General features: G+C 67.8%; 12 protein-coding genes. 5 read left to right on the top strand and 7 right to left on the bottom strand.

From position 1 onward, the window contains the following. Positions 1–153 precede the first annotated feature (153 nt). A complete protein-coding gene (locus ACIQCS_RS19745; protein ID WP_086131043.1) occupies positions 154–771 on the top strand; it encodes a 50S ribosomal protein L25/general stress protein Ctc in 618 nt (205 codons plus the stop codon). A gap of 81 nt (positions 772–852) precedes the next feature. Next, positions 853–1,422: an aminoacyl-tRNA hydrolase gene (gene pth / locus ACIQCS_RS19740; protein ID WP_345848320.1), complete on the top strand. Its 570-nt coding sequence runs from the start codon at positions 853–855 to the stop codon at positions 1,420–1,422. Between the two features lie 274 nt (positions 1,423–1,696). Here pth and ACIQCS_RS19735 read toward each other — a convergent pair whose 3' ends face one another. The 3 genes from ACIQCS_RS19735 to ACIQCS_RS19725 form a co-directional block, all read right to left on the bottom strand. Beyond that, positions 1,697–2,644, bottom strand: coding sequence for an AraC family transcriptional regulator ligand-binding domain-containing protein (locus ACIQCS_RS19735; protein ID WP_345848323.1), 948 nt, complete (start codon positions 2,642–2,644; stop codon positions 1,697–1,699). Between the two features lie 146 nt (positions 2,645–2,790). After that, complete coding sequence (locus ACIQCS_RS19730) at positions 2,791–3,609, bottom strand: SDR family oxidoreductase (RefSeq protein WP_345848325.1); 819 nt, start codon at positions 3,607–3,609, stop codon at positions 2,791–2,793. Between the two features lie 128 nt (positions 3,610–3,737). Beyond that, positions 3,738–4,385 (bottom strand): DUF2306 domain-containing protein, encoded by a 648-nt coding sequence (locus ACIQCS_RS19725; RefSeq protein ID WP_345848326.1) that lies wholly within the window; start codon positions 4,383–4,385, stop codon positions 3,738–3,740. 103 nt (positions 4,386–4,488) lie between these two features. Between ACIQCS_RS19725 and ACIQCS_RS19720 the strand changes: the two genes are divergently transcribed. Beyond that, positions 4,489–5,262 carry a LytTR family DNA-binding domain-containing protein gene (locus ACIQCS_RS19720; protein WP_345848327.1) on the top strand — a complete coding sequence of 258 codons (774 nt, stop codon included), beginning with the start codon at positions 4,489–4,491 and terminating at the stop codon, positions 5,260–5,262. Positions 5,263–5,591: 329 nt separating this feature from the next. Here ACIQCS_RS19720 and ACIQCS_RS19715 read toward each other — a convergent pair whose 3' ends face one another. Both ACIQCS_RS19715 and ACIQCS_RS19710 read right to left on the bottom strand, forming a co-directional pair. Continuing rightward, positions 5,592–6,596 carry a transferrin-binding protein-like solute binding protein gene (locus tag ACIQCS_RS19715; RefSeq protein ID WP_345848328.1) on the bottom strand — a complete coding sequence of 335 codons (1,005 nt, stop codon included), beginning with the start codon at positions 6,594–6,596 and terminating at the stop codon, positions 5,592–5,594. Between the two features lie 235 nt (positions 6,597–6,831). Then, complete coding sequence (locus tag ACIQCS_RS19710; RefSeq protein ID WP_345848329.1) at positions 6,832–7,404, bottom strand: hypothetical protein; 573 nt, start codon at positions 7,402–7,404, stop codon at positions 6,832–6,834. 123 nt (positions 7,405–7,527) lie between these two features. Between ACIQCS_RS19710 and ychF the strand changes: the two genes are divergently transcribed. Further along, a complete protein-coding gene (gene ychF, locus ACIQCS_RS19705; protein WP_345848330.1) occupies positions 7,528–8,625 on the top strand; it encodes a redox-regulated ATPase YchF in 1,098 nt (365 codons plus the stop codon). Between the two features lie 12 nt (positions 8,626–8,637). Here the strand turns inward: ychF and ACIQCS_RS19700 are convergent, their stop codons facing one another. Continuing rightward, positions 8,638–9,963 (bottom strand): acetamidase/formamidase family protein, encoded by a 1,326-nt coding sequence (locus ACIQCS_RS19700; RefSeq protein ID WP_345848331.1) that lies wholly within the window; start codon positions 9,961–9,963, stop codon positions 8,638–8,640. 148 nt (positions 9,964–10,111) lie between these two features. Here ACIQCS_RS19700 and ACIQCS_RS19695 point away from each other — a divergent pair, with 148 nt between their 5' ends. Next, the gene (locus tag ACIQCS_RS19695; RefSeq protein WP_345848334.1) at positions 10,112–10,714 is read left to right on the top strand and encodes a hypothetical protein; all 603 of its coding nucleotides are present in this window, start codon (positions 10,112–10,114) and stop codon (positions 10,712–10,714) included. Here ACIQCS_RS19695 and ACIQCS_RS19690 read toward each other — a convergent pair. After that, positions 10,683–12,140, bottom strand: a complete 1,458-nt coding sequence (locus tag ACIQCS_RS19690; RefSeq protein WP_401531541.1) for an alpha/beta hydrolase — start codon at positions 12,138–12,140, stop codon at positions 10,683–10,685. The genes ACIQCS_RS19695 and ACIQCS_RS19690 overlap by 32 nt on opposite strands. Between the last annotated feature and the right edge of the window lie 39 nt (positions 12,141–12,179).

Below are 12,179 nucleotides of genomic sequence, written 5' to 3'. Positions count from 1 at the left end.
CTCTCCCCGGCCCTCTCGCCGCGAGCGGGGAGAGGGAGAAGACTTCCTTGCTTTTCCCCCGCTCCCCCGCTATGCGCCCGCCTTCCGTGCCAGGGTCATCCCTGGAGGCCTGGCCGGTTGCATTGATACAACACTAGCGAATTGGAACGACACATGAGCGATACGCTTACGCTGTCGGCCGAGGCGCGCGAGCAGGTTGGCAAGGGAGCCTCCCGTTCGCTTCGTCGTGAAGGCCGCGTCCCCGCCGTGATCTACGGCAACAAGCAGGATCCCAAGAGCATCCACGTCTCCGAGCGTGAACTGACGAAGCTGCTCATGACCGGGCACTTCTTCAACTCGGTCGTGATGATCGGCGGCGAGCGCACCCTGCCCAAGGACGTGGCGTTCGACCCCGTCTCCGATCGTCCGGTCCATGCCGATTTCCTGCGCATCAGCGAGCACGCCACCGTGCACGTGAACGTGCCGATCGTCTTCACCGACGAGGAAGCGGCCCCCGGCATCAAGCGCGGCGGCGTGCTGAACGTGGTCCGCCACGAGCTGGAGCTGGTGGTCGATGCGGCCGAGATCCCCGACGAGATCAAGATCTCGCTCAAGGGCCTCGAGGTTGGCGACTCGCTGCACATCTCGGCAGTGACCCTGCCCAAGGGCGCGACCCCGGCGATCACCGACCGCGACTTCACCATCGCGACCGTGGTTGCCCCGTCGGCGCTCAAGTCGAGCGAAGGCGATACCACCCAGACCGAGGCTGCCGCCGAGGGCGAGGGCGAGTAATCCCGCTCCCGAACTTGCGGGTTCAAAAAATCGCCTCCGCATCCTAGGTGCGGGGGCGATTTTCGTTTTCAGGAACATGCGATGCAGCTCTGGGTCGGCCTGGGCAATCCGGGCCCGCAATATGCGATGCACCGGCACAATGTGGGCTTCATGGCGGTCGACGCCATTGCCGAGACCCATGGCTTCTCGCCCGAGAAGAAACAGTTCCAGGGCTGGGTGCGCGAAGGCAGGGTGGGCAACCAGAAGATCCTGCTGCTCAAGCCCGGCACCTTCATGAACGAGAGCGGGCGCGCCGTGCGCGCGGCGATGGACTTCTACAAGCTCGCTCCCGAGGACGTGACTCTGTTCCACGACGAGCTCGACCTGGTGCCGATGAAGGTGAAGGTGAAGCGCGGCGGCGGCACTGCGGGGCATAACGGCCTGCGCTCGACCGACAAGCATATCGGCCCCGATTTCCGGCGCGTGCGGATCGGCATCGGCCATCCCGGCCACAAGGACCGCGTGCACGGCTATGTGCTGGGCAATTATGCCAAGAGCGAGATCGAGCCCCTGACCGACATGCTCGGCGCCATCGCCGCGGAAGCGCCCTGGCTGGCGGCGGGCGACGATGCGCGCTTCATGAGCGACGTGGCGCTGCGGCTGCAGGATTAGGTTGAGGACTCATATTCCTCCTTCGTCACCCCGGCCTTGAGCCGGGGTCCCGCTGCCTTGCTGACGGAAGAAGAAGCGGGATCCCGGCTCAAGGCCGGGATGACGGTGGAAAATCAGATACTTGTTTGGGTTCTCAACCTAGGTTGGGGACTCATATTCCCTCAGCCGTTATCCCCGGCTTCGCGGGGATGACGGTGTCTGTTGATTGAGTCGGGGGCCCCAGGGCCCGACGATAGCGGCCTTCCGCGAAACCCGCCTTCCCCATCTGCAGGGTTCAGCGCGCATGGCGCACTTCCTCGGGGGTTCCGCCGGTCCACGCACGGAATGCCCGAAAGAAGGAATTCGGCTCGTCGAAGCCGAGCAGGAACGCGATTTCCGCCAGGGGCAGGGCCGTCCTCCTCAGATAGTGGTGCGCAAGCGCTTCACGCGTTTCCGCCAGGAGCTGCTGATAGCTGGCGCCTTCGGACTCGATGCGCCGTTGCAAGGTCCGCTTGCTCATCGCGAGTTTCCCGGCGATCGCCTCGATCGAAACACGGCCGCTCGGAATTCCCTCGAGAAGCGCCGCCCGAACGCGTTGCGACATCGTGACCGCGCCGTCGAGTTCGGCGAGCTGCTGGCGCAGATGCGGTTCGAACGTTTCCCACATTCGCGCATTCGAGGTCAGGAAGGGCCGCGTCGCGTCCGCCGCGCTGAAGCCGAGCTGGTGGCACGCTCCCCGTTTCAGGCTCACGCCCAGAAATGCTTCATAGGGGGCGATCGGCGAGGGCAAGGCGGTCGTCGTCACCGCAACTGGAATCACTGCCTCGCGCGTACCCATGCGGGCGAGCGACACGAAGAAGAGCAGCTCCATCAGGACCAGCGAATCCGGCGGCCGGGACGCACAGGTCCATAGGAGCTCCAGCGTCATCCCGTCATGCCCCTCCGACACCTCGAGGCGCATCGGCGCGATCAGCCGCTTGTACTGCGCGATGCGGCGGACGGCCGTTACGAGGTTCGGGCTGCACAGTGCGGCGAAGAGCGGCGGCGAGAAAGCCTCGCTGCGGATCGCTTCGCACACCCGCAGCGGAAGCAGTTCATCGCCCGATTCCGCCTCCATTCCTCTCCACAGGCGGTGATATTCATCGGGCAGGAGGCGGACCGAGGGGTGCTGCAGAAGATCGTCCGACAGGCCGGCGCGCCGCAGGGCGTCGGCCGCGGCGATACCGAGGTCCTTGAGGACCATCCGCCATGCCGTGTCGATTGCGTAAGTGTCCGATGGGGCCATTCTCGTTTCTCGCACGCGGGCGCCCGGGTTGAGGACTCATATTCCTTCAATCGTCATCCCCGCGACGGCGGGGATGACGGAACGAGGGAACATGCGTCTCCAACTTAAGCCATCCCCAATTGCTCCCTCATGGAAGCAAAGAACTCCGCGTCGCTTGACGCATAGCGCGCGGCCAGGAAATGCTCCGCGTCAGCGCCGGCAATGTAGCGGAGCCGATCGCTCTCGTCCGTCGTCGCTTCGTAAACGACTTCCGCAATCAGTTCCGGCGGCGACGTGTGCTCCCCCATCGCGTTCATAAGTTGTCCCATGCCCTGGATAAGGGGCTGGTATTCGGCAAGGGCCGGATCGTTGTTATATTCGAAGGACCTTCCGCCGAAATCCGTGGCGATCACGCCGGGTTCGACGAGCTTCATACGGACGCCGAGCGGCGCAAGCTCATATTGCAGCGCTTCGGAAAGCCCCTCCACGGCGAACTTGGTACCGTGATAGAGCGAGCCGGTCGGGAAGGCGATCCGTCCGCCCATCGACGAGATGTTGACGATGGTGCCGCCCCGGTTTGTCCGAAAATGCGGCAGCAGGGCTTTTATCGTTGCCATCAGGCCAAGGACGTTCACGTCGTATTGGCGGCGAATGCTTTCCAGGGGCGTTGCCTCCAGGGGGCCATAGGCGCCATAGCCGGCGTTGTTGATCAGGGCGTCGATACGCCCGAACCTGGCCAGGCCGGCTGCCACCGCGGCGGCGATCGACGCGACATCCTGAACGTCGAGGCGCGTGACCAGGATGTTGGCAAGCTGCGTCAATTCCGTTTCGGACGCAGGGTCGCGCATCGTCGCGACGACGTTCCACCCCTTCGCCTGAAAAAGCCTGGCCGTGGCACGGCCAAGGCCGCTCGAGGTTCCGGTGATCAGGATCGTCTTGGCCATCTCATGTCTCCATCTTCATGACGAGCGCCAATCTATCGCGTGAGTGTCCAGGTATCAGCATCGGATCGCGCCATTACACTATCCGATCGCGCCAGACATTCCCAACGCCCCGCCCATGGGCAGCACCATCATGAACCGGCCTGGCCCCGCGCGTCCGCGCGGCGCAGCCAGAGCTCCGCCACGATGAGGTTCGGGACCCAGGCCAGGAACGAGATCGCCCGGTACCAGGGCAGGAACGGCAGGTCCAAGGCCATGACCAGCGGCAGATAGACGCGCAGGGTGACCGCCGCCAGGGTGAGCGCCCAGGAGCGGATCATCCAGCGGCGATGCTCGGCGAAGCGGCCTTGCCGAACTGCGCGCCAACCCTGGAGAGTCACTGCCATCCACAGGAGGGCGAGACTGCCGAAGCCCGCCGCGGCGATCGGGCCCGCGGAGGATCCGGGCGCCAGGATCAGCCCCGCCGCCCCGCCGACCAGGCATCCCAGGACATAGATCCGGCCGATCCAGCGGTGCGGCGGCGACGCCCCTCGGCGCAGGCCGGGCAGGAATTGAAACGAGCCCAGCACCAGCGCAGTGATCGCGCCGGCGACATGGACGAAGAGCCAGGGGACCCCTTGCGGGTTGTGCAGCGCCTCGGCCGGCTTGCGGGGCGGATGCAGCAGATAATGCGCGGAATAAAGGGCGATCCCCAGGCAGAGCATGGCCAGGATCAGCCAGGCGATGCGGACAGGCCAGGGCATGGCCCCGGACGGCGAGGGTGCGGTGGTGGTGGTCAAGCGGGCCTCCATTGGCGGTCTCGCCGAACCTCGTTGCCGGCAAGGCGGCGGCTCGCTAGGCCGTGCTTCGCGAATGGTGCCAGGATTGCGCGAACGGAGCCGCATGGACGGTAAGGCGATGGGGCAGGCAGGGCAGGCGGCGCGGCGATGGTCGATCGATATCGCCATGCTGGTGGCGATCGGCTTGCTGATGGGATTCCTGGGCCCGTTCGCCTCGGAGCGCCTGCCCTTCGTCGGGCGCTATGCCTATTGGATGATCTGCATGGTCGGCGGCGGGCTGATCGGAGTGGTGGCGGACAACCTGCTGCGCCGGCGCATGGCGAAGACCTGGCCAAGGGTGGCGCTGGTCTCGGTGCTGATGACGCCGCTGGTGTCACTGCTGGTGCTGGCTACCGAGCATTTTCTCATCGGCGGGCCGTTCGGGTGGCGAAGCTATGAGCGGCTGCTCTGGCAGGTATGGCCCATCCTGCTGGCAGTGCTGGTGGTCCGCACCCTGGCCTGGCGGCGCCTGCCCGGGCGCATCGAGACCCGCACCGTGATCGCCCCGCCGTTGCCCGAGGCCGAGGCGGCCTTCAGGCAACGGCTTTCGGCGAAACGCCGCGGGGCCCGGCTGATCGCGATCGAGGCGCATGATCATTATCTGAAAGTCCATACCGACGCCGGCGAGGAACTGATCACTCTGCGCTTTGCCGACGCGCTGCAGGAACTGGCACGGGCCCATGGCTGGCGGGTCCATCGCTCCTGGTGGGTTGCCGCCGATGCCGTGGAGGGGGTGCGCTGGCGGCGGGGCGCGGGCGAAGTCCGTCTTGTCGGCGGCCTCATGACGCCCGTGAGCCGGACCTATGCGCCGACGCTGAAGGAAGCAGGCTGGTTCTAGGTTGGGAACCCAAGCAAGTATCTGATTTTCTACCGTCATCCCGGCCTTGCGCCGGGGTGACGAAGGCAGAATATGAGTCCCCAGTTTGGGATCGGGACTCGATCAAGGCTTTGACTGGTTTCGTCATCCCCGCCTGCGCGGGGATGACGGGGTTTGCCGATTGAGTCGTGACCAGGGTCGGGCTCCAATCAGCAAACCCCGTCAATGGGAGCCCGGCCTTCCCGAGGGGCTGGATGGCATTGCCGAAGTTCGCGACCGGCATGATCGCCATAAGAAAAGGGGCCCCGGCGAACCGGAGCCCCTTCCCTGTCTCGTGAAGCCGGAGCGGCTTACTTCTTGCCGATGACCACGCCGATCAGGCGCTGCTGGGCGCCGCCAAGCGTGCCCGAGGCGGAGAAGACCACACCGACCTGCTCGCCCTGCGAGCCGAAGAAGCCGCCCGCCAGCGTGCCCGAGAGCGGGCTCGCATTGGTGAAGCTGCCGGTCCACTGGTTCTGGCCGACCGGGATCGCGCCCTGCGCGGTGAAGTTGGCATAGGCGACCGGCGTGCCGCCGCCCGCCGGGATCGTGCTGAGCGTGAAGGTCATGTCCACCACGCCAGTGGCGAAGTTCACGTTCATCGTCACCGTGCCGGTGACCTTGTTGATCGCGGTGGTGGTGCCGACGGTGCTGACCAGGCGGCCGGTGATCCGGTCGCTATAGCTGACCGTGCCGGTGGTCGGCATGTCCGAGAGCGCGGTGGAATAGCCCCAGGCGGTATAGGCCAGGCGCTTCTGGCCCGCGGTCGAATCGCCGCGCCACCAATTGGCGTAGCTCACCCGCGTGAGCGCCAGCCCGGCATCGTTGGTCAGCGTCGTCGGGATCACGTTGTTCAGATACTCGACCTGGGTGAACTTGCCCGCGGTGGTCGCATCGTCGGTGCGGAAGATGAACTCGGGGTTGGTCGCCGCGGAGGGCGTGACCAGGGTGGAGGTGCAGGTCTGGCCGGTCGGCACGCAGAAGCGCGATTCCTCCTGGTTCTCGCGCATCACATAGGTGCCGGTGTTGATCGCCGAATCCGTGGCGAGGCGCACGCGGGTCGACAGCGTCTCGGTGCTGGCGGCGCCGAGCGTGACCGCGCTGGTCGCCGGATCGCCGGTATAGCTGATCGCGGCGCTATAGGTGTTGAACTCGGTCGGCGCGCTGAGCGGGAAGGTCGCATAGGTGGGCGACGGCGTCGGCGTCGGCGTGGGGCTGGCGGTCGGCGTCGGCGTGGCGCCGCTTTTGCCGCCACCGCAGCCCGACAGCGCAACCGTCGCGGCGAGCGCGCTCATGAACATGTGACGGCGAATCATTCCCTGCTCCTCAAAAACACGCGGGCACCGAAAGGGCTTTCCCCTGTACCCCAGATGAACGGCCCCCAGTCAAGCCGGACGGACCGGCTAATCCGGTTCCAATGCGGCGTTTTGAGGGCCTGGAAAGGCGAAACCGCGCGTCCCGGCGTCGCCTGCCTCCCTCGCGGGGACGGAGCCGCGCACGGCAACCCGCAACCGCCCGTCGCCGAAGCGCCACGGGCGGTCGCGGCGCGGATCAGGCTTCCCGGTCCTTCAGCGACTTGCGGAGCGCCTCGATCTTGAACATGCGCGCCACCTTGTCCTTCCCCGCCAGCGGGCCCGTGCCCATCTCGGCGGCGAACTGGACGCACTGGCCGACCATGTTGAACCCGCGGCCGCTGCGCTCGACATCGGAAACGGTGCCGTCGCCATTGCTGTCCTTGCCCGCGCGGAACTTGGCCGCGACCGTCTTGGGATAGGCCCAGTCGGCATATTGCTGGATCGTCGCGCGCGAAAGCGCCGGAGCGCCGTCCTCGCCCGCGGGCAGGGTCTGGTCGCCGAGCGAGGCCTCCAGCTTCCCGCGATAGAAATCCTCGTACGCCTTGGTGTCGCCCGCCGCGGCGGCGACCGCCGCCTTCTGCCAACGCAGCGCGGCGAGGCAGTCGAAATTATGCTCGACGCTGTCCTTGAGCTTCTGCGCCTTCTCGGCATCGGCGGCGCGGGCGGCGGCTTCCTCGTTCGCCTTCTTGTTGGTGGCGCTGTCGTCGCAGGCGGACAGGCCCAGCGCGAGCGCGAGGCCGGCCGTCGCGAGATTCCCGATACGGATCATTGCTTCTCTCCCCTCTTTTGCCGCGGCACTCTGCCATGCGCCTTCTCCAAGTCAACGCGCTGGCAAAAGCGGCGCATTGCCTCTATCGGGGCGCCTTTCCCAATACATTGGAACAGGCTTCACATGGGTTTCCGCTGCGGCATCGTCGGGCTTCCGAACGTCGGCAAGTCCACGCTCTTCAACGCGCTGACCGAGACGGCGGCGGCGCAGGCGGCGAACTATCCGTTCTGCACGATCGAGCCGAACGTCGGCAACGTCGCCGTGCCCGATGCGCGGCTGGACAAGCTCGCCGCCATCGCGGGCTCGGCCAAGATCATCGAGACGCAGCTCGGCTTCGTCGACATCGCCGGGCTGGTGCGCGGCGCGAGCAAGGGCGAGGGCCTGGGCAACCAGTTCCTCGGCAACATCCGCGAGGTGGACGCGATCGTCCATGTGCTGCGCTGCTTCGAGAATGACGACATCCAGCATGTCGACAACAAGGTCGACCCGATCGCCGATGCCGAGACGGTGGAGACCGAGCTGATGCTCTCGGACCTCGAGAGCCTCGAGAAGCGCGTGCCCAATTTCCAGAAGAAGGCAGCGCAGGGCGACAAGGAGGCCAAGGCGGCGGCCAGCGTGCTTGGCCAGGCGCTCGACCTGCTGCGCGACGGCAAGCCCGCGCGGCTGACCCAGCCCAAGGACGTGGACGAGGAGCGCATCTTCCGCCAGGCGCAGCTGCTCACTTCCAAGCCCGTCCTCTATGTGTGCAACGTCAACGAGGAGGACGCCGCCAACGGCAACGCCTTCTCGGCGCGCGTGTTCGAGAAGGCCGGGGCGGAAGGCGCCGAGGCGGTGGTCGTCTCGGCGGCGATCGAAGCGGAGATCGCGACCATGCCGGTGGAGGACCGCGGCGAGTTCCTGGCCGAGCTGGGGCTGGAGGAGACCGGCCTCGCCCGGGTGATCCGCGCCGGCTACAAGCTGCTCCACCTGCTCACCTTCTTCACCGTCGGCCCCAAGGAAGCGCGCGCCTGGACGGTGCATGCCGGCGCCAGCGCGCCCGAAGCGGCGGGCGTGATCCACAGCGACTTCGAGAAGGGCTTCATCCGCGCCGAGACCATCGCGTACGAGGATTATGTCGCGCTGGGCGGCGAAGCCCGCGCGCGCGAGGCGGGCAAGCTGCGCGCCGAAGGCAAGGCCTATGTCGTCAAGGACGGCGACGTGATGCACTTCCTGCACAGCTGAGGCCGGCCCGCCTCACGGCTTCGGCGCGCCCGGCAGCGTGGCGAGGCGCGCCTTGGGGATCTTGAGCACGATCCCCGCGGCCCGGCCCGGCACCGCGCTCACTCGATATTCGGCGGCGGTGCCGTAGACCTGGGCGATGTCGGCCGGGGCGAGGCCATAGTCCGCCGCCAGCCAGGCGAACATGCTCGAGCTGGCGCTGCGGAACGATGCGTCGAGCGAGCCGTCCAGGCCGATCGCGACAAGATGCGTCGGCGTCTCGATGCGGACCTGGCCGGCGCTCTTGCCGCGGACCAGATCGACTTCGACCTCGACGTCCATCGAAGTCTCCAGCGCATCGCCGGTGGTCTCGCCATCGCCCTGCAGCGCATGGCCGTCGCCGAAATAGAGCAGCGCGCCCGGCACCGCGACGGGGAAATAGACGGTCGTCCCCTCGCCCATCTCGTTGAAGTCCATATTGCCGCCGAACCGGCCGACATCGCCCGATCCCGGCGCGGCCGAGCGCGGATCGACCGCCACGCCGATGCCGCCGAGCATCGGCCGGACCGGCACCCAATAGCCTTTCAGCCCATCGCCCGGCGCCTCGGGCGTGGCGATGCCCTTGTCGCGGTCGAGCCGCCAGGTGACGGGCTTGCCCAGCCCGGCCATCCGCACCGCGGTGCGCGCATCCTGCCCGCGCTCCGTCATGCCGTTGGTGCTGATCGCCGTGTCGCGGTTGAGCCGGAGCCGGCGGATGCGCACGACCAGCGTATCGCCGGGCATGGCGCCGTCGACATAGAAGGGGCCGGTCTGCGGATTGCCCGGCGCGGCGCGGCGCACGCCCTGGGCGTCGATGCCCGCCGCGTCGATCGTCGTGGTGTGGATCGTGTCGCCCGGATTGACGTGCAGCACCGGCGGGTTGAGCGCCGAGAACTGGCGGTGGAAGCGATCGGGGACGAATTCGTGCCGGCGCGGCGCCGCGCCGTTCGGCTGCAGCGCGCGCTCGGCGGTGAAGGAAAGGCGATGCGGGGTGCGCGCCGGTTCCCCGCCGTCGACCAGGATCATCTCGCCGGCGATCCGCCCATTCACCAGCCGGGCAGTCACGTCCTCCGAGCCGCCTACCGTGTCCTTGGCGAGGAAGCGGATCTCGCTGCCCTTCACCGTGCCGGTGAGCACGTCGCCGGTCAGGTCGCCGCTGATCCGGTTGCCGTCCTGCTTGATGTCGAGCGTCCAGATGGTCGGCGTGCCGAAATAATCGACGGTGACGATCCAGCGCCCGGCGACCTGGGCCGTCTGCGCCTGTGCCGCCAGCGGCGCCGCACATGCCAGCGCCGCCGCCATACCCCGGATTCCGCCCCGCATATCGCCTTCCCCCGCGACTTCGTTTCGCCCGAGGAACGGAGCGGCGACTGAACTCCGAATGAACCGATTGCCGGTTCGCGGCGGAACGCGGCGCGGATCGGACGAAGCACCGCTTGCGCAAGGCGCCCGGGCGGAGTGAAATGCGCGCATGCCGCGTACTCCCGCCTCCGCCGTGCGCCTGCTGGGCATCGTCTCCGGCGCCGGGGTGGCGGGGCTGGGGCTTGCCTGTCTGCTGGTGCTGGCGATCGGGCTCGCGACCGCCGCTTCGCCCGGCGCGTCCTGGTTCACGGCAATGGACGTGCTGATCCTGTTGCTCGCGCCATTCCCGCTCGGCCTGGCCGCGGCCGTGCGCGGCACCGGGCTGGCCCCAGGTTCCACTCGTCTCGCGCTCCCCTGCATGGCCGCGGCGATGGCGCTGGCCGGGGTGGTGCATCTGTCGACCCTGGCACTGGGGGGCATGAACGATGCGCTCGCCTGGCCCTCCCTGCCCCATGCGCTCGACATCCTCGCCTGGGACGGGCTGTTCGCGATTGCCGTGCTGCTGATGGCCCCGGCGTTTCGCGGCGAGACGGCGATCCATCGCCTGCTGATCGCGAGCGGCGGACTGGCGCTGGCCGGACTGATCGGGCCGATCACCGGCGTGATGGCGCTGCGGTTGATCGGCATCGCCGGCCATGCCCTGGCATTCCCCGTCGCCGCCGCGCTGATCGCGCGCTGGTTCAGCCGCTGGCGGCCGGCAGCGCGAACTTGATCGGCGCCGCCTCGACGCGGCTCGGCAGCTCCGCCATCCCTCCTTCGCGCAGGAAGCGCAGCACTTCAGCGGCAATATCGGGGTGGTCGCGCAGCAGCGGCATCGGCCCATTGTGCTGGCCGCGATGAACGATCAGCGCGCGGGCATTGGGAAACCAGGGCAGCAGGTCGAGCAGATTCTCCATCGGCGTGTTCGCATCCCAATCGCCCTGGACGAACAGGATCGGCGTCTCGTCGCGCACCGGCAGGCGAAAGCCGTCGCCCAGGTCCGTGCTGGGCCACAGCCCGGCCGAGGCGGTGTAGGCCGCGAAGTTCCAGCGGCCGAGCATGTCGAGCGCGGGATCGCTTTCCAGCTGTGCCAGCCGCGCGGCAGTGACGCCGGTGGCAGTGTCGATCAGCGGGCCGATCAGCGACTGGGTGCCCGCCTTGCGCCCTTCGGCCACTTCGCGCGCCCAGGCCTGGTAGCGGCCATGATAGAGATTGATGACAAAGGCCGGCCATCCCGCGGCGTTGATCACCTTGGCAAACAGCGACTGCTGGTAATCGCCGAGCCCGATCACGACCTTGCCCTCGGGCAGGTCGACCGTGATCGGCCCCTTGGCGAAGCGATCGCGTACCGTGCGCGCCGCCGCGATCAGGCCGCTCTGGGGAATGAAGGGCCGCAGCGCCGGGTCCTGCTCCGCCTCGAACGCGACGCGCTGGAGCACGGCGAAGACATGGCCGGGCATGTCATAGCCGTTGTTCAGCGGCTCGGCCGAGGCGATCAGCGCACGCGCCACCGTGCCCGGATGGCGTTTCAGCACCGCGAAGCTCCATTGCGAGCCGAAGCTGGCGCCCATCAGCCCGATCTTCGGATAGCCGAGCGCCCGGCGGACCGCGTCGACATCGTCCGCGCATTCGGCGATCGTGTAGCCGGAAAGGTCGCGGCCCAGATTGGCGGCGGCCGCCTCATTGGCGAGCCTGCGCATCACCGCGACATCGTCCTCGATCGTCGCGGGCCGGTCGAGCGGCATCGCCGGGTAGCGGAGCTCCAGCATGTCGCCGCGCAGCGTATAACCGCGCTGCTCGACGATCACGAGATCGTTGGTCGCGCTGTAATCGAGCCAGCTCCCCAGGCGACGCCTGGCCGCCGGGCTCGGATCGCCGATCGTGTCGAGCATGGTGACGCCGGGGCCGCCGACGAGCAGGAAGATCGGCGGCTGGCCGCCCGGCTTCGCCGCCTTGATCCGCAGCACGCCCACCGTGATCCGCCGGCTGCCGGGCTTGGCGCGGCTCTCGGGAACCTCGATCGCGCCGATCTCGTAGCGGACGGGGCGGCCGTCCGCCGCGGTCTCGGTGCCCGGGGTTAGGGAGAGCGCGTCCTTCGCCGATGCGGGCATGGCCCCCGCCAGCCCGAACGCCATGATCAGCCCGAACAGAATGCGCATCCGCCCCTCCCCGTTTCGCGGCATCGTGGCGCGTGCGAA

This window comes from Sphingomonas sp. NPDC092440, from assembly GCF_044754985.1.
GTDB lineage: Bacteria > Pseudomonadota > Alphaproteobacteria > Sphingomonadales > Sphingomonadaceae > Sphingomonas.
Note: the sequence above shows the minus strand (reverse complement) of the source record. Positions and strands in the feature narration are given on the sequence as shown.

Excerpts from the sequence above, each read along its gene's own strand:
- ACIQCS_RS19715 (WP_345848328.1), bottom strand. The coding sequence starts at position 6,596 with ATGATTCGCCGTCACATGTTCATGAGCGCGCTCGCCGCGACGGTTGCG.
- ACIQCS_RS19710 (WP_345848329.1), bottom strand. The coding sequence starts at position 7,404 with ATGATCCGTATCGGGAATCTCGCGACGGCCGGCCTCGCGCTCGCGCTG.
- ychF (WP_345848330.1), top strand. The coding sequence starts at position 7,528 with ATGGGTTTCCGCTGCGGCATCGTCGGGCTTCCGAACGTCGGCAAGTCC.
- ACIQCS_RS19730 (WP_345848325.1), bottom strand. The coding sequence starts at position 3,609 with ATGGCCAAGACGATCCTGATCACCGGAACCTCGAGCGGCCTTGGCCGT.
- ACIQCS_RS19700 (WP_345848331.1), bottom strand. The coding sequence starts at position 9,963 with ATGCGGGGCGGAATCCGGGGTATGGCGGCGGCGCTGGCATGTGCGGCG.
- ACIQCS_RS19745 (WP_086131043.1), top strand. The coding sequence starts at position 154 with ATGAGCGATACGCTTACGCTGTCGGCCGAGGCGCGCGAGCAGGTTGGC.
- ACIQCS_RS19695 (WP_345848334.1), top strand. The coding sequence starts at position 10,112 with ATGCCGCGTACTCCCGCCTCCGCCGTGCGCCTGCTGGGCATCGTCTCC.
- ACIQCS_RS19720 (WP_345848327.1), top strand. The coding sequence starts at position 4,489 with ATGGACGGTAAGGCGATGGGGCAGGCAGGGCAGGCGGCGCGGCGATGG.
- ACIQCS_RS19690 (WP_401531541.1), bottom strand. The coding sequence starts at position 12,140 with ATGCGCATTCTGTTCGGGCTGATCATGGCGTTCGGGCTGGCGGGGGCC.
- pth (WP_345848320.1), top strand. The coding sequence starts at position 853 with ATGCAGCTCTGGGTCGGCCTGGGCAATCCGGGCCCGCAATATGCGATG.
- ACIQCS_RS19735 (WP_345848323.1), bottom strand. The coding sequence starts at position 2,644 with ATGGTCCTCAAGGACCTCGGTATCGCCGCGGCCGACGCCCTGCGGCGC.